This is a genomic window from Paenibacillus pedocola (assembly GCF_031599675.1).
Lineage (GTDB): Bacteria > Bacillota > Bacilli > Paenibacillales > Paenibacillaceae > Paenibacillus_AQ > Paenibacillus_AQ pedocola.
On record NZ_CP134223.1, the window covers coordinates 3,778,518 to 3,797,667 of the forward strand.

Annotated in this window: 19 protein-coding genes; 6 read left to right on the forward strand and 13 right to left on the reverse strand. The window is 50.8% G+C overall.

Features of this window, described 5'->3' with window-relative positions:
• Positions 1–25 precede the first annotated feature (25 nt).
• Together QU597_RS16570 and QU597_RS16575 are read right to left on the reverse strand one after the other, a co-directional pair.
• Entirely contained in the window at positions 26–430 is a 405-nt protein-coding gene (locus QU597_RS16570) for a VOC family protein (RefSeq protein ID WP_310829016.1), read from the reverse strand.
• Positions 431–662: 232 nt separating this feature from the next.
• Positions 663–1,331: a TetR/AcrR family transcriptional regulator gene (locus tag QU597_RS16575; protein WP_310829017.1), complete on the reverse strand. Its 669-nt coding sequence runs from the start codon at positions 1,329–1,331 to the stop codon at positions 663–665.
• Between the two features lie 114 nt (positions 1,332–1,445).
• Between QU597_RS16575 and QU597_RS16580 the strand changes: the two genes are divergently transcribed.
• Positions 1,446–2,273: an SDR family NAD(P)-dependent oxidoreductase gene (locus QU597_RS16580; protein ID WP_310829018.1), complete on the forward strand. Its 828-nt coding sequence runs from the start codon at positions 1,446–1,448 to the stop codon at positions 2,271–2,273.
• Positions 2,274–2,512: 239 nt separating this feature from the next.
• Here the strand turns inward: QU597_RS16580 and QU597_RS16585 are convergent, their stop codons facing one another.
• On the reverse strand, positions 2,513–3,397 hold the full coding sequence (locus tag QU597_RS16585; protein WP_310829020.1) for a TetR/AcrR family transcriptional regulator: 885 nt from the start codon (positions 3,395–3,397) through the stop codon (positions 2,513–2,515).
• Between the two features lie 141 nt (positions 3,398–3,538).
• Here QU597_RS16585 and QU597_RS16590 point away from each other — a divergent pair, with 141 nt between their 5' ends.
• Positions 3,539–4,132 carry a hydrolase gene (locus QU597_RS16590; protein WP_310829022.1) on the forward strand — a complete coding sequence of 198 codons (594 nt, stop codon included), beginning with the start codon at positions 3,539–3,541 and terminating at the stop codon, positions 4,130–4,132.
• A 271-nt stretch (positions 4,133–4,403) separates the two neighbouring features.
• On the opposite strand, the gene QU597_RS16595 is transcribed toward QU597_RS16590, so the two are convergent.
• On the reverse strand, positions 4,404–6,476 hold the full coding sequence (locus tag QU597_RS16595) for a beta-galactosidase (protein ID WP_310829023.1): 2,073 nt from the start codon (positions 6,474–6,476) through the stop codon (positions 4,404–4,406).
• 187 nt (positions 6,477–6,663) lie between these two features.
• Here QU597_RS16595 and QU597_RS16600 point away from each other — a divergent pair, with 187 nt between their 5' ends.
• Positions 6,664–7,530, forward strand: a complete 867-nt coding sequence (locus tag QU597_RS16600) for an AraC family transcriptional regulator (protein ID WP_310829024.1) — start codon at positions 6,664–6,666, stop codon at positions 7,528–7,530.
• Positions 7,531–7,734: 204 nt separating this feature from the next.
• Here the strand turns inward: QU597_RS16600 and QU597_RS16605 are convergent, their stop codons facing one another.
• From QU597_RS16605 to QU597_RS16620, 4 genes are all read right to left on the reverse strand, one after another.
• A complete protein-coding gene (locus QU597_RS16605) occupies positions 7,735–8,109 on the reverse strand; it encodes a Cif family virulence factor (protein ID WP_310829025.1) in 375 nt (124 codons plus the stop codon).
• A 24-nt stretch (positions 8,110–8,133) separates the two neighbouring features.
• A complete protein-coding gene (locus QU597_RS16610) occupies positions 8,134–8,934 on the reverse strand; it encodes an SDR family oxidoreductase (protein ID WP_310829026.1) in 801 nt (266 codons plus the stop codon).
• 77 nt (positions 8,935–9,011) lie between these two features.
• A complete protein-coding gene (locus QU597_RS16615) occupies positions 9,012–9,944 on the reverse strand; it encodes a helix-turn-helix transcriptional regulator (RefSeq protein ID WP_310829027.1) in 933 nt (310 codons plus the stop codon).
• Between the two features lie 294 nt (positions 9,945–10,238).
• On the reverse strand, positions 10,239–10,889 hold the full coding sequence (locus QU597_RS16620; RefSeq protein WP_310829028.1) for a hypothetical protein: 651 nt from the start codon (positions 10,887–10,889) through the stop codon (positions 10,239–10,241).
• 292 nt (positions 10,890–11,181) lie between these two features.
• On the opposite strand from QU597_RS16620, the gene QU597_RS16625 reads away from it, so the two are divergent.
• From QU597_RS16625 to QU597_RS16635, 3 genes are all read left to right on the forward strand, one after another.
• Positions 11,182–11,631 (forward strand): hypothetical protein, encoded by a 450-nt coding sequence (locus QU597_RS16625; RefSeq protein ID WP_310829029.1) that lies wholly within the window; start codon positions 11,182–11,184, stop codon positions 11,629–11,631.
• A gap of 384 nt (positions 11,632–12,015) precedes the next feature.
• On the forward strand, positions 12,016–13,089 hold the full coding sequence (gene rsgA, locus QU597_RS16630; RefSeq protein ID WP_310829031.1) for a ribosome small subunit-dependent GTPase A: 1,074 nt from the start codon (positions 12,016–12,018) through the stop codon (positions 13,087–13,089).
• On the forward strand, positions 13,086–14,102 hold the full coding sequence (locus tag QU597_RS16635) for an aminoglycoside phosphotransferase family protein (protein ID WP_310829032.1): 1,017 nt from the start codon (positions 13,086–13,088) through the stop codon (positions 14,100–14,102). Before rsgA ends, QU597_RS16635 begins: the two co-directional genes overlap by 4 nt.
• Before the next feature lie 87 nt (positions 14,103–14,189).
• On the opposite strand, the gene QU597_RS16640 is transcribed toward QU597_RS16635, so the two are convergent.
• The 5 genes from QU597_RS16640 to QU597_RS16660 all read right to left on the reverse strand — a co-directional run bounded on the left by QU597_RS16640 (position 14,190) and on the right by QU597_RS16660 (position 19,089).
• Positions 14,190–14,531 carry a DMT family transporter gene (locus QU597_RS16640; RefSeq protein WP_310829033.1) on the reverse strand — a complete coding sequence of 114 codons (342 nt, stop codon included), beginning with the start codon at positions 14,529–14,531 and terminating at the stop codon, positions 14,190–14,192.
• Between the two features lie 32 nt (positions 14,532–14,563).
• Positions 14,564–14,893 (reverse strand): DMT family transporter, encoded by a 330-nt coding sequence (locus QU597_RS16645; RefSeq protein WP_310829034.1) that lies wholly within the window; start codon positions 14,891–14,893, stop codon positions 14,564–14,566.
• Between the two features lie 13 nt (positions 14,894–14,906).
• Positions 14,907–15,440: a TetR/AcrR family transcriptional regulator gene (locus QU597_RS16650; RefSeq protein WP_310829035.1), complete on the reverse strand. Its 534-nt coding sequence runs from the start codon at positions 15,438–15,440 to the stop codon at positions 14,907–14,909.
• Between the two features lie 176 nt (positions 15,441–15,616).
• On the reverse strand, positions 15,617–17,356 hold the full coding sequence (locus QU597_RS16655; protein ID WP_310829037.1) for an ABC transporter ATP-binding protein: 1,740 nt from the start codon (positions 17,354–17,356) through the stop codon (positions 15,617–15,619).
• Positions 17,353–19,089: an ABC transporter ATP-binding protein gene (locus QU597_RS16660; protein WP_310833342.1), complete on the reverse strand. Its 1,737-nt coding sequence runs from the start codon at positions 19,087–19,089 to the stop codon at positions 17,353–17,355. Before QU597_RS16660 ends, QU597_RS16655 begins: the two co-directional genes overlap by 4 nt.
• Positions 19,090–19,150: the final 61 nt, after the last annotated feature.

Below are 19,150 nucleotides of genomic sequence, written 5' to 3' on the forward strand. Positions count from 1 at the left end.
TTTGACGCCCCTCCTTTCCTGCCTGTTATTGTCTACCTTTAAACCGTTTAATTGCATCCTCGGTCACCGGTTCGAAGAGGTTAAGAAGGTTTCCGTCGGGATCGCGGAACAACATAGAACGGTTCCCCCATGGCATCGTAGTCGGTTCCTTTACCCAATTTTCGACAAATGGCTTCAAGCGCACATATTCAGCTTCGATATTTTCGACGCGGAACTCAATAATGACCGTGCGATTATTAGCCCCCACCACGGAATCGGCTCCGAATAGCTGAGCCGTCTGGGAGTGGCCGATGGCAAGGGTGCAAGATGGCACAACGAGTTCGGCAAATACAGGCGCAGGTCGCTCCGCGGAAACCCCCAATACTCTCTCATAGAACTCAACGAGACGATCCACGTCGTCAGTAATGATGCGTACAGAAGCAAAATTCACAAGATATCATCCTTCCTGATCATAATCGATTTGGTTATCTATCTGTTTTGCATTTACATGTCCAATTATAAAAAAACGCTGCTGACAACGTTATGTCAGTAGCGTTTTAGAATTTTTAGGGCTTCATCACGAATCTGATTTGTAATGTCAAACTGATCGATGAAGAAAATCCCCTTCCATCATGACCAATTCGTGGGAGGATTTTCTTTCCATAAGCAAAAGGTCGCCTTCCTTATTCCGTTTCATTTGGAGACGTTGACGGATTTTTGAGGGCAGGGAGCAGGATAACGTCGATTAGCGAAGTGTAGAAATGCTTGTCGAATGTTTTGCGCTGTACGAGTCCGCGATAAGAAGCCATTGAAGTAATAACCTGGCAAGCCATCTCAATGTCCGCGTGGGTGGAGATTTCACCGCGGCCGGCGGCCCGGTGCATGAGCTCACGATTCACTACAGCCCACGGTTCGAAAATCCCTCCGTTAACCAATTCCGGATTCTGCGAAAAAAAGGAGCCCAGACCTGCGAGTACCCGAAGTTTGCGTTCACCCTCTTCGATCGATTGCGGCTTCAATAGCGCGAGCAGATCACTCTGCAAGTTTCCCGTATCGGGCAAGAGGTCAAGCTCAAGATGATTTCGATTCATCCAGGTCAAGGCATCTCGGACTAACTCTGCCTTGGAGGACCACCGGCGATACATTGTCGCCTTCCCGGCCTTCGCTCTAGCTGCGACCATGTCCATTGTCATTCCATCAAAACCGGCTTCGGCGAGGATGTCGATTGTCGCTTCCAGGATTTTAGCATCCCGCGTGTGATCTCGTTTACGGCCTAATGTTTTCGCTGGTTTTTCCGCTACTTTGTCAACTAGATCGGATCCGATTGACTCTTCATTTTTATTCTTATTCATAAAATTAAACCCCTTTTTCGATACCTTATAGTTCCGGAACTTGACAGTTCCGTATTTAGGCGCTTTAATTTAAGTATCCCACACAGAACAGGGAATTTAAAGGAGGAGTATACCATGGACAAAAAAGTCTGGTTCATCACGGGAGCCTCTCGCGGTTTAGGACGCATATGGGCGGAGGCCGCGCTCGCGCGTGGAGATGAGGTTGCGGCTACCGCCCGCAAATTGGAAGACGTTTCCGATTTGAAGGAACGTTTCGGAGATCTCGTTCTTCCCATGGCGCTCGACGTAACGGATGCCGAGCAGGTTCGCCAGGTCGTTCAGCAGGCTCATTCCCATTTCGGCAAGCTGGACGTTGTCCTCAATAATGCCGGGTACACCTTGGTCGGAATGGTCGAGGAGGCATGCGAAGCCGATGTCCGCGCTCTGTTTGATGCGAACTACTTTGGTTATCTTCGAGTCATCCAAGCCGCCTTGCCATTGCTGAGGAAGCAAGGCAGCGGGCATTTGCTCAGCGTTTCAAGCTCCCTTGGGATCGAGGCAAGGCCGCTCATCGGTTTCTATTGCTCCTCCAAATGGGCGGTCGAAGGACTCCACGAAAGTCTGGCGCAAGAGGTCAAGGACTTTGGGATTAAGGTGACGCTGCTCGAACCCGGTGCCTATGCGACCGAGTTTGGCGCTTCAGGTAAGCGAGTACCGGAAATGGACGTCTATGCCGATGTACGGAAGCAAGTGTTCACGAGTCTATCAAGCGAAAAACGCGGCAACCCTCAAGCGACTGCAGAAGCCGTTCTCCAGATCGTGGACGCAGCGGAACCCCCACTACGATTTGTGCTCGGATCTGAAGTCTTACCTATGGCACGCGGCATCTATGCTGACCGTCTAGCTACCTGGGAGGCCTGGGAGACTGTCTCGAATGCAGCGCAAGGCAACCCTATGCAATAAGCCGTTGCAATTGGACTGAAGCGGACGTCAACATCACTTAGCAGAATATATATCAGATAACCAACCGGCTTTCTATTTTAGCAAGGAACCTCTCCGACTTTTCGAAGAGGTTCCTTGTTATAACCATAAATTTCGCCCTACTTGTGATACGGTTCACCATAACACCTTTATAGTGAAATCGAAAGGGACTCGATCGGATGCTTATGTAGAAACTAGACTCTTTGTAATATAAGGCTTTCTCACTCTTCCAGAACAATTTGCTTCAACTGAATGACCGGACTTCTCAGCTCCTGTTCTTGTTCCAAGTAGGCGCAAAGCGCCTGAATGAGCGGTCTCTTGGGCTGAGTCTGAGAGATCTCCGTCCCCAGCAATTGAACAATCTCTTGCAGCTCCCTCCGCCGAGCGAGCCCGCCGGGCCAAGTCTCAAGCAGCGCGGTCACTCTGCCGAACAATTCTTCGATCATTCTTTCTTTTTCGTTATTCCAGTCCTTTGAATCTGAATGAATAAATTTTGTGAAAGCGATTTGTCCAAGTAACCCCTTCGAACCTGACCTAGACATATGTTCGACTAGCGCATCTATTTTATCGACGATGAACCAAGCTGTATCCTCTATCGACAGCAGCTTCACCTCGAAGATGATGTGCTGCAGATAGTCCTTCAGGATCGCACGGTATATAAAAATTAGATCCCAGAGAAACGATTCGATTCTCTCACCATAAACTTCAAGTAGCCAGTATTTATGCCACTCCATCATACGGGCGCGAACATGATTCCTTAGTGAACGGAAAGTTGCGTACTGCGTAATAGGAAGATCTATGAAGTCAACCATAATGTGACTGTATTCAATAAAATACTGAAAGCGAAATACGATTTGATTGACGAGCCGCTCCTTGGGAGTGCCCGTCTCGGTTTGTTTCAGGTGTTCAGCCCGATCAAAATAAACCATCTGGCACTCGTCGAAAACCGCGCACAATAAGTCCTCTTTGGACGGAAAATATTTGTACACCGAGCCCTTTGCAATGGAACAGTCCTGAGCAATTTCCTGAATTGAGGTCGCCAGAAACCCTTTTTCTTTAAACATCTTAGAAGCCGAACAAATGATATCCTGTTTGGTTACACTCATCCTCACGTATCCCCCACTTGACAATTCTAAACTCATAGTACAAAATTATGAACATAGAGTCAATTGACCCCATTTTCAAAATATTGAACTGTAGGTCACACGGGGGACAAACTCGATTTCTTAGTTGGAGTGTGATTGATCTTGGAAGAACTTTTGTTTCAATTCCCTAAGACGGCATTAATCGTAATCGACTTGCAGAAGTGGCTTGGAACCCAGTATGCCCCTCACTCGGCAGAGCAAGTCGTCACCCGCGCCGCCACTATGGTTCAAGCATTCCGTGAGGCAGGCGCATTTGTTGGGCTTGTTCGCGTATCCACGAAAGACTTCAAAGATATGCCTCGTCCGTTGCTGGATCAGGCCCCCCCAACCTTCAATCTGGTGCCTGGATGGGATGAAATTGTACCCGAGATCGGAGTCACTGACACCGATCATTTAATTACCAAGCGCCAATGGGGAGCATTTTACGGAACGGACTTGGATCTGCAGTTACGCCGGCGGGGCATCACGACGATCGTGCTTTGCGGCATTGCCTCTGGTATCGGCGTAGATACCACTGCGCGTGAAGCCTTCGCTCATGGGTATCAGGTAGTTTTTGCGACAGATGCCATGACCGGCTTCAGCGAGGAGGAACATGAACACGTAATTAAGGCCATATTCCCGCGTATTGGCAGAATCCGCTCGACCGAGGACATTCTTGCTTGCGCCGCGCTTCAATCTTATCCGGCATCTTTATAACGGAGCGGTAAAAATCTATTAAGAAAGGCTGTGACAGGCAACTTGCTCCTAACCTTTCACAGCCCTCTCTCCCAGTCCGACGTATCTTTTCTACTCTTCATCACTTTTTACCAAAAATTCTTCGTCATTTGTAATATGGTTTACCGCAATAAATCTTCACCGTGAAAAAGTCCGTTTCACCAGTAACTCCATCAGCTGACATTTCACTATTATCCCTCTCACAAAAAAAGACCCGAGCAGCCATCCACCGGCTCCTCGGGTCCCTCATCTCTTACTTCGCTTTGCGTTTCAGCATGGCCAGGCCATTGACCGGCAGTTCCAGCTCAGCAGGAACCTCTGCGCCGGATTCCAGATCGGTATAACCGCGTCCGTCCAGCTTGACCGTCTGTACATCACCGCTGAAATTCTGCACGAAAATATACTCATGCTCGCCGTCTGTGCGCAGCTGTGCGGTTACTCCCACAGGCAGATCAGACTCCAGGGTACGGGTGATTCCTGCCTTGGCAGTGATCGCCGCATACAGCTCCACGTAGAACGCCAGGTCTTTGACACGTGTAGCCAGATGGTACGCCTCACCTGCACCAAGCTTGTTCAGGGTCAGCGCCGGGCGGCCGGCATAGAAGTCGCTGCGGTAATGGCCAAGCGCCTCTGCGCCTTCCAGATGAATCAGCTCCGCAATTTCATGCGCATCGTAGTCACCGGACAGATTCAGAACATTTCCGCTTTCCAGCACCAGTCCGTTGAGATCGCGGCTATGCAGACCTTCGGTCTCTTCAGCCCAGATACCCAGCGTCTTGCGCAGCGGGCCAGGGAAGCCTCCGAGATGACAAAGATCAGTCTCACCGACAACTCCTGACCAGTAGGTAGCCAGGAACGTACCGCCCTGTTCTACATACTGTTCAATCCGCTGCCCGTTCTCTTCACTGATCAGATACAGCATCGGTGCAATGACCAGCTTATAGCGGGACAGATCATCCCCGGAGCCGATCATATCGACTGCAATGCCCTGCTCCCACAGCGCACGATAGTGCTGCAGTACAGTCTCTTCATATTTCAGGCCGGAATTGCGGATACCCTGGGCATCCTTAACCGCCCAGCGGTTATCCCAGTCATACAGGATTGCTGTTTCGGCAGGTGTCGAAGTTCCGACTACTTCAGTTAAACCGGCCAGAATCTGGCCCACTTCGGCCACATCCTTGAACACCCGGGTCTCGCCATGACCGCTGTGATCGAGTACGGCACCGTGGAACTTCTCGCTGGAGCCGCGGCTTTTACGCCACTGGAAGTACTGCACGGAATCCGACCCATGTGCAACCGCCTGCAGGGATGACAGCTTATGCATACCCGGCCGCTTCAGCTTGCTGACCGACTGCCAGTTCGTGAGTGATGGCGTGCTCTCCATGAGCAGGAACGGCTTATGCTTGAAGCTGCGGAAGAGATCATGGTGCATCGCTGTCCAGGCGGCCAGCCGGGCATCGTCGCCGTCCTCGGTGTAACCCCAGTCCGGATAGGCATCCCAGGAAACCACATCCAGAATTTTGGCCAGCTCACGGTAATCAATACCGTCGATCATGTGCATATTGGTTGTAACCGGCAGATCCGGGTTGTAATCCCGTACCGAAACAATTTCATGACGGCAGAAATCAATCGTCCGCTCACTGACAAACCGCCGCCAGTCGAGGTTCAGGCCGTGTACCTGAGTCTCACCATGCGGAGCCGGGGAATCAATCTGCTCCCATGAAGTGTACGTATGGCTCCAGAAGGTTGCCCACCAGGCATGATTAAGCTCATCGAGGCTGCCCTTGTATTTGACCTTCAGCCATTCCCTGAACGCATTCTGGCAGAGATCACAGTGGCATTCGCCGCCGAACTCATTGGAAATATGCCAGCCGATGACCGCCGGATGATTCGCATAACGCTCCGCCAGCTTGGCGTTGATCAGCGCTGTCTTTTCCCGGTAGACCGGTGAAGTGTAACAGTGGTTATGGCGGAAGCCGTGCAGATTGCGGACACGGTTCCGTTCGACACGCAGCACCTCAGGATATTTCTCAGACATCCAGGCCGGACGCGCACCGCTTGGAGTCGCCAGGAAGGCATAAATGCCATTCTCTGCAAAGGAATTCAGTACATTATCCAGCCATTCAAACGTGAACACGCCTTCTTCCGGCTCCAGTGATACCCAGGAGAAAATACCAACAGACATTACATTACAGCCTGCCAGCTTCATCAGCCGGATGTCCTCACGGAGAACTTCCGGGTATCTTAGCCATTGCTCAGGATTATAGTCGGCTCCGTGCAGCATCACGGGAACCTTGCTGCTGAATGCAGGGGATTTGAGACTCATAATTGTATATTCATCCTCTCATTATCTTCCATGTCAGGATGGGACTTTTCTCTGATTGATATCATACAGAGGTCCTGTCCATTTCACGGATATTCATTTATACTATTTATAATATAGGATAAAGGTTTCCTAACTGTAGGAATAATCTCGCGATTACATAGTACAAAATGAATATGAGGTGAATATTATGCTGCCTTTCTCCCTGGTGGAGCTGCCCCGCAATTCTGATGAATTTCCGCTCTATCCCTACTCGGTCGGCCGCCACATCCAATACCATCACGTCCGTCCTTCCGGGTTCCCTGTGCATCAGATTTTCCTGATCCGCAGCGGCAGCGGGCTGTTCCGCGACCTTACGGACGGCACCGAGACACTGCTGACTCCCGGCATGGTCTTTGCCTATCCGCCAGACCGGGGGCATGAATATTATCCGCTGTCCCACGAGCCTTGGATTGTCGGGTTTATCGGCTTGATGGGCAGCCAGTCCGGACCTGTACTTGAGGGGCTGCGCCTGCTGCCCTCCGAGCCCTTTCTAACCGGACGGTTCGAAGAATGCTGGGAGGCCATCGCGGAAATCTGGCATACCGTGGACAAGCATAGTGCCGCGCGTCTGGATGAGCAGACCATGCAGGAGCTGTCTGTTACACTGTACAGGCTGCTGCTGAAGCTTCGGCGCAGTGAATACGGCGACAGTCATGCTAACCGTCCGGAGGCCGAAACGGTCCGGAACGAGGCACTGCAAAAGGCCGTCCGCCTGATTAACGAGCATTTTACCGAACCGCTGCTGATCGCCAATCTTGCTGCCGCCGTCGGTTATTCCGTGCAGCATTTCCAGCGCCTGTTCCTGCAGGAATACGGTGTCACTCCGCATAAATATCTGCAGAACCTGCGGCTGCAGCGCGCGCTGCAAATGATTACCGAAAGCCCGGAACGGCCGGTGCAGGATCTCGCGCTGAACGTCGGCATGGAGACCAATTATTTCATCCGCGTCTTCCGTAAGACTTACGGCTGTACGCCGGGCGTCATGCGGAGCCGGCTGGGTGGTGAGCGAATTTGAAGGAGTTATTAGGGCTGAGGGGATCTAACAGGTTCTCCTCTTTAATTCATTTACAACGGGCTGTACGGGAGACTGAAGAGACTGAAGAGACTGAAGAGACAGCAGTACTGTCTGAATGTGCTCAATAGGCTCAGGGCTCCGGTCCTTCAGCTTTAATAGCAGATGATTTACTATCATTGTTAGGTTCACCTCGTTTTTATCTGATCAGTGTTTGTCTGCTTGTCCTGATTCTTTAGACAGCCGAATCGCAAGCTGCTTAATCTTATGCTTACGGATCTGAAAATAAAAATCCAAATAGAGAGGGTCCGGGAGGCCGGTTTTGTCAAAAACCCCGTCAACCTTAAAAACCACTATGGTTTCTTCCTCCTGCTGTTTATCCTGCTTGGGTTCAAGCGTTATGCCAGCAGCAAAGTGATGATCGGCACTCCATTTTTTTATAGCAGTTTTGCCAGCCCACTCTTTGCCTTCATCGAACACAAGTGCATCTTCCGAAAAGCAGTCGATATAAGCATCCGGATCGGGTTTATTGGCAGCGGCTATAAAATCTTGTATAACCTGCGGAAGGAGATTAGGCTCCATAAGATCAACCCCTTTGTAATTTCGTTAAACGGTGCGGATGGTTCCCCCGTCAATGACATATTCACAGCCAGTAATATAAGAGGCTCTGCTTGAAGCAAGGAAGGCGGCGAGCTCGGCAACCTCCTCAGGTTTGGCCGGACGGCCGAGAGGAATGCCGCCTAGTTCGTCCATTAACTGCTGGCGGGCAGCTGTATAGTCCGTTCCGGCTTGTTCAGCCATTCTCCCAATTAAGCGTTCCGCCGCTTCCGTTTCGGTAAATCCCGGCGCGAGTGCGTTGATTCTAATCCCCATAGGGCCAAAATGGGTCGCCAGGTTTTTACTGTAGTTAACGAGCGCAGCTTTGGCAGCCGAATAAGGCATGGTCATGTTGCCGGGATGCTTACGTTGAATAGAGGAGATATGGACAATCACTCCGCTTTGCTGTTTAGCCATGTAAGGCAAAAAACCGCGATCAAGCCGGACGGAAGAAAACAGGTTGGCATTAAACGTCGTTTGCCAATCTTCATCTGTTTGAGCTAAAGCTCCTGCTGTACTTGCCCAGGAACCTCCCACATTGTTAATCAAAATATCTAGACCGCCGAGCTTTTGGGTCGTTTCCTGAACAATATGATCCACGCCTTCCGGAAGGCTCACATCGGCCTGAATGAACCCTACCCCCTCCGGTAATGCTTCGGGCATGGATCTTGCCGTAGCTATAACTTCAGCTCCCGCTGCATGCAGACGCTTTACGATCGCGAGGCCGATCCCCCGGGTTCCGCCGGTCACAAGTGCTCTTTTACCTGCAAATTCTTTGCTCATATCCAATAAGTACGGGCTGTTATTCATCTTCTGCTGAATCCTCCTTGGTATGTTTTGAATACAAGGCTAGTTTAATCAACAGAACCTGACAGCTGCGTGTCCAGTTATCTTAAATATTTTTTGGCCATTTTGGCCGTGCGGGTTTTCATCTCCAGCCTGACAGCCCCCGGCTCCATAACCTCCAGTAAATCTCCATAGGAAAGAAGATATTGAATAAGCCATTCTCCGGAAGGCATATCAGTCGTGATCCGGAAAGATCCGTCTTCCTGTTTCAAAATGTCCTCTTCCCTAAACTCATCCACGATGCGATAGGCTCCTGCCGGATCTATTTTTAATACCAGAGGGATTCTAGGCATTTCATTAACCTTAATTTCTTCACGGTAAGTCCCGGAAGACTCCATCCACTCCTGCTGAGGCTCCAAGAAATGGGCACCGTCCCCCTCTATAAGCCGTACATTCGACATCCTGGTAATCTTAAAGGTTCTTAGAGCAGCTTTTTCAAAGCTGTAGGCCTCCACGTACCAGGCTCTATCCTTAAACAGCAGTTTCAGTGGTGCGGCTCTCCGGCTCTTTTGTTCCCCGGCCCCGTCCAAGTAGGTAAACGAAATCACTTTGCGCTCCAAAATAGCCTGTTTCAGCAATGGGTATAGTTCTTTTTGTTTTAGCCCGCTTCCCCATGGGGAGAAATCGACTTCAATCCAGCTGGTACTATTTTTCCTGAACAAGCTGCTCAGCTTTGAGAAGACCTCGCCGGAATCAGGCAATCGGGCTGCGGAAAAGCTTTGCAGGGCAAACAGGATTTCATCCTGCTCCTTGTCGGTAAGCAATGATTTGTTCAAGACAAACCTGTCTGTAAGGGAAATGCCGCCGCCTTTTCCTTGGCTCGTATAGACCGGAATTCCAGCCTGGCTCAAAGCTTCAACGTCCCTGTAGACCGTTCTGACAGACACCTCGAACCGTTCAGCCAGCTCCGGTGCCGTGACAGTCCCCTTTTCCAATAAAATGTAAGTCATTTGAAGTAATCTGCTAATTTGCATTCGCTCACCTCTTGGTTTCAGTATAAATAAAAAAACTTGACAAGATTATGTCAAGTTAAGATCGAGCGTTAGTTGAACCATACCCGTAAGTGAAGCAGAGAATTATGAAAGCGATTTAATATTTTATCGTATTATTTTTCACCTGCACTAAGATTTTACAATGATAGCTAAATAGTGTATGCCTAACGACACTTTAGGAGGTAATATAATGAACAAGTACGACGAAGCCATGAAGCTGCTGGAAGAACAAGTGGGTAACAAGGAGTTTATGATTTATATATAACTCCTCCTGGTTCAGGATACCCGTTCAACAGCTTGCGGTAACGTTCTTTCATATTCCTTATGTAAAACATAACGTTGCACGCCTCTCGAAAAATACACTGCATCCCTGGCATGCTTGACGGCGGTTACGCTGTTGCCTGATTTGCGTTCCATTTCTGCGAGCAGCGCTGATCTCATCCACCGCTTCTTGATGGACTCCAGATGTTCCCGCGCCTGAGCACTCTTCCCGTCCTCCACCAGTAGCGCCGTTTCGTAATATGCCCGGTAATCAGGATAGCGGATATACGGCACGGCTTCCTGAACAGCAGCCATATCTTTGCGGTAAAGCCCGTAAGCCGCCTTGAATGGTGCCTGTGCCGTTGCCCGCTTATATTTGCTCATCAGCTGCTCCATTATCATTTTTGCTTCGTCCTCAAGTCTGTTCGCAAACACATACTGGATATACAAGGCTGGATTCTTTTTTTGACTGCGTAAAAAGGACTCTACGCAGTCCACGCGCTTGTCCAAAGCTGCAGGATAATAGAATTGGGTTACAAAAACAATAAGGCCAGCCACCACAGTAACCCCTATGATCCAAATTGGTGAGTAGTCATTAAGTGCCATGAATAAGACAACCACAAACAGCACGGAATAGATAAAGATGCTCCAGCGAAAGCGTTTCATTATAAAACTCCTTTTAACATCATATTCAACAAGCAATTGTCTACCCTAAAATTCCATCCTCTGAGACGGTGCTAACCGGCGCTATAAATTCAATACATTTGGAAAAATTATACGTTGTTATTTCCTGACTAGTCAATGCGCTCGCGAATATCTTATCAGAGCAACGGGCTGGCTCAAAACCGTCGATAACCAAGAATTCACTGGGCCCTCCTTTCTGTTCTTGGAGAATAAGAGCATCGCCGTATAATACGCACATGATGATTACATCGGCCCCGGAACGGATTTGCTGGTATTGGATCAGAAGGGAAATACGCTGATGTCCCGGGAGAACGCAGTTTTTCTCTCACACAGTGACGGCTTCCTGTTCGTGTATCCGCTGGCCTGGGAAGACAATTCGATCCTTATACTCCCTGCAGTCAACGAGGAGAGCAGCCCGCTCGGCAAAATCCGGTTTGACATCAGCAACGGGGCTTCCGAAGTCTTGCTGGATGAGCGGATTACTGAGCAGGCTAAAGAGGATATTTGGGAGCATGAGCGGCAGCAGAATTACTATCTTATGTCTACCCTTGCTTGGTCGCAGGACGGCAGGTTCGCGGCTTACACCTCCGGTACAGGTACAATCCTGCTGTATGACAAAAATGAAAGCACGATAGCTTTTGTCGCAGCAGGCGTTCTGCTTGGATGGATGCCGGATGGAACACTGGCCTGGGCCGATGTTGGCGGCCATGCTTATACGTTTTGAGGGACAGTCAAGAATACGAGTGCATTTAAATTATAATCAATTTGTACATTGATAAATTTTCCATAATAGGATACCTTTAAAAAAGCTTAGTGATAAGCAAGTTCCGTATACGAAAGGGGATGTGATTTTAATGGCAACTACTTATATGGTGGTTTCGTCTTAGAATCGAATAGCAGGCATACATGAAAAACGCGGGATATTGCCCGTATTCTTTGTTATGCCATCCAAAGTAACCTTTCGTGAAAATTGCTGTTTGCAGGATACGATAAGGATCGTATCTTTAGGTGCGTTCTGATGCCGTGTATCAGCAGCTTCTTTAGAGGCTGCTGGTCCGCGGCATTTTTGCGTCAAAAAAACAACATTAAAGGAGCTAACAACACAAACATGATCGATTTGAAAACCTATGGCTACACAGAAATAGAAGACATTCAAGACGGATTACTACCCGGCAGGGTTACCGAGCTGCGGCGTGAGCGCTTCACGGTTATAACCGAAAGGGGTGAAGTAACGGCCGTGCTCAAAGGAGCCTTTTATCACGATGCGAAAACACGCTCAGATTTTCCATGTGTCGGTGATTTCGTCTTACTGCAGTATAACGGGAGCGGAGATTCACTTATCGTTACGGTACTCCCCCGCCGCTCCAAGTTCTCACGCGCTGATTACTCCGGGCATGCCGCAGGCTACGCCAAAACCATCCGGGAGCAGGTCGTCGCAACCAACTTTGATTATGTATTTATCCTGACTTCGCTCAATTTGGATTTCAACGTTACCCGCATTATGCGGTATCTGACCCAGGTTAGACAGAGCGGCAGCCAGCCGGTCGCTATTTTAACCAAAGCTGATCTCGTTGAAGATTATAATCCCCTGCTCGCAGAAGTTATGAATAGCATTCCCGATGTGCCGGTACACGCCATTTGCAGTCATACCAGCCTTGGGCTGAATGAACTCACTCCCTACCTGATGCCAGGCAAAACAGTCGTTTTTCTCGGCATGTCCGGCGTCGGTAAATCCTCTCTGTTAAATGCGCTAATGGAACAGGATGTTATGAAGGTCCAGGGGATCAGGGAGGTTGACAGCCGGGGGCGGCATACGACAACACACCGTCAGCTGTTCATGCTCCCCTCAGGGACGATGGTCATTGATACGCCTGGAATGCGTGAGCTTGGGCTTTTTGATGCCGCTGAAGGCATACACGCAAGCTTTAGCGATGTGGAGGAGTGGTTTCCGAAGTGCCGCTTTGCGGATTGCCGCCATCAGGCAGAGCCGGGCTGTGCCATAATCGCCGCACTGGAGGATGGTTCGTTGCCGCGTGAACGTTGGGAGCACTATGTTGCCCAGCAGCATGAGCACAAATTTGTCCACGATAAAACAGGCTACCTCATTGACAAGCGGGCCCGAAACAAAACAATAGCCATGCAGAGCAAGCAAACGAAGAAAAACGGGGGATGGAAAAAATGACAATTACAATCGAAACACTAACCTATGCCTTAAGCCAACAGTTTAAGAAAGAAATCTACTCAGCAGACTTCCAGACCACTTCATTACAGGGCGGAACTGTAGGAAATGTACAACTGGTAACTGGAACCGCTGAAACCACTGACGGCGAGCAATTACCGTATCGTGTAGTGCTGAAAATTCAGAAAAAATGGGAGCGCTACGGGGATCCGGGTTCATGGCGGCGGGAGTATGATCTCTATGCCTCTGACTTAGGGGCAACGTTCACGGATACCTTCCGCTGGCCGGTATGTTATCACGCTGAAATGAATGCCGAGCAAAGTGAATTCCAGCTGTGGCTCGAATATATCGATGGCGTATCGGGCTTAGACTTAACTGGTGATATGTATGAACAGGCTGCACTGGAGCTAGGACGTTATCAAGGCAAGCTGTACGCGGAGCAGTCTGATGTGCTGGAGAGACTGACCAACCTAAGCCGGGCGGATCTCCTGAAGAACACATACCTCCATTACCGGTCTTGGCCGGTCGTCTACGACTATATCCGTTCCGAGGACTGCGAATTCCCGCAGCATGTGCGGCAAATGCTGATTGACATCGATGAGCATTCAGAGGAGATATTCGCTCGCATCGAACAATTGCCGCTCGTGCTGTGCCACCGGGACTTCTGGGTGACCAATATTATCTATGACGGAGGGACAATAGCACTCATTGACTGGGATATCTCCGGATGGGGCTACCTGGGCGAGGATCTCGCCAGCCTGCTTGCGGACGAAGCGGATCTCGATCACATGCTTGAATACTACCAGCGATGCGTCCCCGCGTATTACAAAGGCTTTGCAGAGCATACGGATGCTCCCCCTGTCGCCGATCATTGCGTCTGCGAGCTGATCCTGATCATGTTCGGCTACAGGCTTGTGGAAGGGTATGTCCATGCAAAGGACAATGACGGGAAGACACTTAGTCTTCAGACGCTCCAAAAAATCTATGAAATGAATAGCAGCCCTGTCCTGAGCTGACTCTAAAAGCTCAAAAAATTGAACTCCGGATACCCGCGAATGCTGTGGGTTTCGGAGTTTCTTATTTACCGGTCTTTTTATGGAGCGCTACCCCTGCGGAGCCTTCTCCGGATGATTAGACGAATTGAGCAGCACCACGCCGCCGATAATGGCAGCAATAGCGATGAAAGACACGAATGTAAAATGATCGCCCCACACCACAACTCCGAGCAAGGCTGTAATCGCCGTCCCGACACCAGACCAGACCGCATAAGCGAAGCTGAGCGGAATGACCCGCAGGCTCATAGATAAACTAAAAAAAGATAAACCCATACCTACAACTACCCCGATACCGGGCAGTAGGTTCGTGAAACCGTCCGATAACTTAAGCATCATTGTTCCGAATATTTCAAAGCAGATAGCCATAGCCAGGTATATGTAACTTTTCAATTGAATCCCCATCCTCTTCTTTGCCCGTAAAATCAATGCGCCCCGCCGGTAGCAAGCTTCAGTGTAATGACGCCGCCGATGATGAGCAGCAGTCCCAGTATTTTTTTTGCATTAAGCCGCTCTTTGTAAAAGAATACCCCCACCATTGCCGTTAACGCCGTGCCGACACCGGACCAGATGGCATAGGCGGTGCCGAGTGAAATGGATTGCAGCGCCAGCGACAGGAAGTAAAATGCTGAGCCAAGTCCCGCTACCACCCCAAGGGAGGGAAATAGCCTTTTGAATCCGTTGGATAATTTGAGCAGCGAACTGCCGCAGACCTCAGAGACGATGGCAATAGCCAAAAATACAAAGGGGTTCACAATCTTTTTCCTCCTAATACGTCATTTTCAGCAGTTCCTGAATGACCTTTTCGCGCAGCTCTGCGTCCAGATTCCCAAAGGAGAACATTTCGGAGAACCAGAGGCCGTCAGCAGCTAATCTTACAATGGTGGACCGCACAGGGTCGATCCCATCGTTCTCGATGTCTTTTTGCCACAGCGCATACTGTTCCTGCAGTTTTCCGAGCAGCTCCGGCTTGCTGAAAAGAGCCGCGGTAAGCGCGGTGCTGATCCCATTCCCGTCCTTGATATCACAGGCAACGGATTCCGTATAGGCCCTGCTCCACTTTCCTTCATTAACAGCCGAAATGGCTGCCCGCTCCTGCACATCGGTGACAAAGCCGTCCGTCAGTTCTTCAACTAACCCTTGGATTAAAGCATTTTTATTTGAAAAATGGTGCAGAAGCCCGCCCTTACTGACTCCTGCCTCTTTGGCAACCGCCTCGAGCGTAAGCTTCTCCACCCCTTGGTTCCTGATTACGAAGGATGCGGCTGTCAAAATAACTGACCGCTTCGAATTACTGTTCATAAGGTTCACCTCTGGATTTACTATACCGTCCGGACGGTTTTATTGTCAAAGCATTTTTCACAGGGAAAAGCGGCGTCCGCCGTGTCTTGTCATTCCTGAACAAGTCCCGGCAGACGCCGCCTGTTATGTGTACATCTGCTTATTGTGGCTGGTCCAGCCGTGTAATCCCTCCTCTGTTACACCGCCGCAAACTGGCTGTTGTACAGCTTGGCGTAGTGTCCGCCGCTGGCGAGCAGCCCTTCATGCGATCCGCTCTCGACAATGTCCCCGTCCTTCATATAAAGGATAATATCCGACTCGCGGATTGTGGACAGCCGGTGGGCAATGACGAAGCTGGTCCGGCCGGAGATCATCTTGAGAAAAGCCTTCTGGATACGGATCTCAGTCAGCGTATCAATGCTGCTGGTCGCTTCATCCAGAATCAGCATCGGCGGGTCAACCAGCATGACGCGGGCGATGGTGAGCAGCTGCTTCTGCCCCTGGGACAGATTGTCGCCGGAGCCGCTGATCTTCGTAGCGTAGCCTTCAGGCAGCCGCTTAATGAAGCTGTGCGCATTCGCCGCTTTAGCGGCAGCGATCACTTCGTCCTCTGTCGCCTCCGGCTTGCCGTAAGCGATATTGTCACGGATCGAACCGCCGAACAGCCATGTATCCTGCAGCACCATCCCGAAATTCTGCCGGAGACTGTCACGGGTAATCGTTCGGATATCTGTGCCGTCAATCCGGATGCTTCCGCTATCCACATCATAGAAACGCATCAGCAGGTTGACGAGCGTTGTCTTCCCTGCCCCCGTCTGCCCGACAATTGCCACCCGCGTCCCCGGCTTCACTTCCAGGCTAAAGCTGCGGATCAGCGGCCGCTCCGGTGAATACGCAAAGCTAACCTTATCGAAGGTAATCGTCCCTTGGCTGATGCCAAGGACATGAGCGTCTGGGGCATCCGGAGTTTCCGGCGCCAGGTCCAGAATCCTGAAGATCCGCTGTGCTGACGCCGTAGCCGACTGCAGCTGCGTGATAACGCCGGTAATCTCATTGAACGGCTTCGCGAACAGGTTCGAGTAGATCAGAAAGCTCGATAGATCCCCCACTGTAAAATGCCCGCCGATAACCAGTGTACTGCCGATGATGGCAATGACTGAAAAAGTAATATTGTTGACCAGCCGGGTAGTCGGGTTGGCCAGCGAACCATAGAACTGTGATTTGACACCGGTCTGATATAGTTCGTTGTTGCGTTCCGAGAACCGCGCGAACGAGCGGTCCTCATAATGGTAGGCTTGCACCACTTTTTGCCCGCCGACGATTTCCTCAACATAGCCATTCAGCCCGCCGAGGATTTTGGCCTGTTCACGGAACAGACGCTGAGAGCGTGTGGTGATGAAACGGGCGACAAAATAAGTCGCGGGTGCTGACAGCAGCACCACTACCGTCATGACCGGACTGATATAGAGCATCAGCCCAATCGCTCCGGCGATGGTGACAATACCGGTCAGCAGCGTGGAGAAGCCCTGCAGCAGGCCATCAGAAACGGCATCCATATCATTAACAAAACGGCTGATGCTGTCCCCCTGCGGATGATTGTCATGGAATTTCAGCGGCAGGGTATCCAGCTTATCGAATAACTCACAGCGCAGATCATAGACCGTTTTATACGCTATTTTGTTAGTGTAATAGGTGAGCAGCCAGCCGAAGAAGCTGCCGACAATATATACCGCGGCCAATAGCAGCAGCAGGCGAAGGATGGCCGGAAAATCCACATTGTCCGGACCGATCATCCGATCGACTGCCCGGCCGATCAGGAGCGGACCGATCAGACTGGAAATCACACTCAATATGGCGCAGATTACCGCTGAGGTGGCGATTCCCCGGTAATGTCTCGTATAATTCAACAGTCTCTTCCAGGTATCCTTAGTGTTCATTGTGCCACCTCCCTGGTGGACAGCTGCGATTCACAAATTTCCCGGTAGACGCCGCAGTCCGCCAGCAGCTCCCGGTGAGTGCCGGTTCCGGCAATCCGGCCTTCATCGAAGACGATGATCTGATCCGCCTGCTGCACGGTACTGACCCGCTGGGATACAAGCAGCACCGTCATTTCCCGGCTGTGAATCTTCAGCGCCTTACGTAAGGCGGCGTCAGTGGAGAAGTCGAGCGCACTGGAGGAATCATCGAGAATCAGGATCGGCGGCCGGCCGACAACCGCACGGGCGATCGTCAGACGCTGCTTCTGCCCTCCTGATAAATTCAAACCGCCGCGGGCCACCGGCGTATCCAGCCCTTCCGGCAGCTTGCGGATAAATTCATCCGCCTGGGCTACGGCAGCAGCCTGCATAAGCTCCTCCCGGGAAGCCTCCTGCTTACCCCAGCGGATATTCTCCGCGATCGTGCCTGTGAACAGCAGCGCCTTCTGCGGTACGATGCCGATCCGGCTCCGCAGCTGCTCCAGCGGATAGTCTTTGACATTCACGCCCCCGACTTTGATCTCACCCTCTACCGCATCATAAAAACGCGGAATCAGATTTACAAAGGTCGATTTGCCCGAGCCCGTGCTGCCGATCAATCCGACCGTCTGGCCGCGCTTGATGGAGACCGAGACATCCTGGAGTGCAAGCTCTCCGGTGCTGTTATAGCCGAAGGAGACATGCTCAAAGGAGATCGCCGGGGCATCATATTCTGCTGCAACAGCAGCGGTATTCCCTTCATCCGAAACCGAAGTGGCTGCCGCTAGTACTTCACTTACCCGGTTCGCAGAAGAGGAAGCCTTGGTGAACAGGATAACCAGATTCGAGACAACAATCAGCGCCAACAGAATCTGGGTCACATAGTTGATAAAAGCGATAATCTCACCCTGGGAAAGCCGTCCGGCATCGATGTGTCTGCCGCCTGCCCAGAGGATGGCGATAATGGCCGCGTTCACGACCAGAGTCGTCATCGGACCGAGCCAGGCAGAGATACGTCCGACCCGGATCGCGGTCGCGGTCAGGTCATCCGATGCAGCATCAAAACGCTGCTTCTCCCGGAGCGATTCGGCAAAGGCGCGGATGACACGGATACCGGACAGGTTCTCGCTGAGCACCAGCGCCAGATGATCCAGCTTCTGCTGATATTTGCGGTATAGCGGGGAGCTGCGGGTGATGATGAAATACAGGATCACTCCAAACACCGGCGTTGCCGCAAGCAGGATAAGCGACAGCCGGAAATCCAGAATCATCGACATGATGATCGCTCCGATACAGATAAACGGCGCCCGGACAACCAGCCGGATCAGCATGGCCACTGCCAGCTGCAGCTGGTTCACGTCATTCGTGATCCGGTTGATCAGCGAAGGAGTACCGAAGAGGTCCAGCTCCGCATAAGACAAGGAGGAGATATGCTTGAACATTTTGTTGCGAAGTGATGTGCCGAAGCCCTGGGATGCGCGGGCCGCATAATATTGGCAAACCATGGAACAGCCGAAGCCAAGCAGCGTCATGAACAGCATCAGCCCGCCCATCTTGTACACATAGGCACTATCATTCTTACCGATCCCGTTATTAACGATAAGCGCTACAATCGTCGGCAGCAGCAGCTCCAGTATCGCCTCAAGCAGCTTGAAGATCGGCCCGAGAATAACCTCTTTTTTGTACGGTTTTAGAAAAACAGCCATCTTAAACATCATTACCTCACCAGCCTATACAATATGTAACCCCTATGAAATCATGAAAAGACCCGTTATG

Bases quoted from the DNA above. Each gene is read 5' to 3' on its own strand.
- QU597_RS16575 (WP_310829017.1), bottom strand. From the start codon at position 1,331: ATGAATAAGAATAAAAATGAAGAGTCAATCGGATCCGATCTAGTTGAC.
- QU597_RS16580 (WP_310829018.1), top strand. From the start codon at position 1,446: ATGGACAAAAAAGTCTGGTTCATCACGGGAGCCTCTCGCGGTTTAGGA.
- QU597_RS16585 (WP_310829020.1), bottom strand. From the start codon at position 3,397: ATGAGTGTAACCAAACAGGATATCATTTGTTCGGCTTCTAAGATGTTT.
- QU597_RS16595 (WP_310829023.1), bottom strand. From the start codon at position 6,476: ATGAGTCTCAAATCCCCTGCATTCAGCAGCAAGGTTCCCGTGATGCTG.
- QU597_RS16600 (WP_310829024.1), top strand. From the start codon at position 6,664: ATGCTGCCTTTCTCCCTGGTGGAGCTGCCCCGCAATTCTGATGAATTT.
- QU597_RS16605 (WP_310829025.1), bottom strand. From the start codon at position 8,109: ATGGAGCCTAATCTCCTTCCGCAGGTTATACAAGATTTTATAGCCGCT.
- QU597_RS16610 (WP_310829026.1), bottom strand. From the start codon at position 8,934: ATGAATAACAGCCCGTACTTATTGGATATGAGCAAAGAATTTGCAGGT.
- QU597_RS16615 (WP_310829027.1), bottom strand. From the start codon at position 9,944: ATGCAAATTAGCAGATTACTTCAAATGACTTACATTTTATTGGAAAAG.
- QU597_RS16620 (WP_310829028.1), bottom strand. From the start codon at position 10,889: ATGAAACGCTTTCGCTGGAGCATCTTTATCTATTCCGTGCTGTTTGTG.
- rsgA (WP_310829031.1), top strand. From the start codon at position 12,016: ATGATCGATTTGAAAACCTATGGCTACACAGAAATAGAAGACATTCAA.
- QU597_RS16635 (WP_310829032.1), top strand. From the start codon at position 13,086: ATGACAATTACAATCGAAACACTAACCTATGCCTTAAGCCAACAGTTT.
- QU597_RS16650 (WP_310829035.1), bottom strand. From the start codon at position 15,440: ATGAACAGTAATTCGAAGCGGTCAGTTATTTTGACAGCCGCATCCTTC.
- QU597_RS16655 (WP_310829037.1), bottom strand. From the start codon at position 17,356: ATGAACACTAAGGATACCTGGAAGAGACTGTTGAATTATACGAGACAT.
- QU597_RS16660 (WP_310833342.1), bottom strand. From the start codon at position 19,089: ATGTTTAAGATGGCTGTTTTTCTAAAACCGTACAAAAAAGAGGTTATT.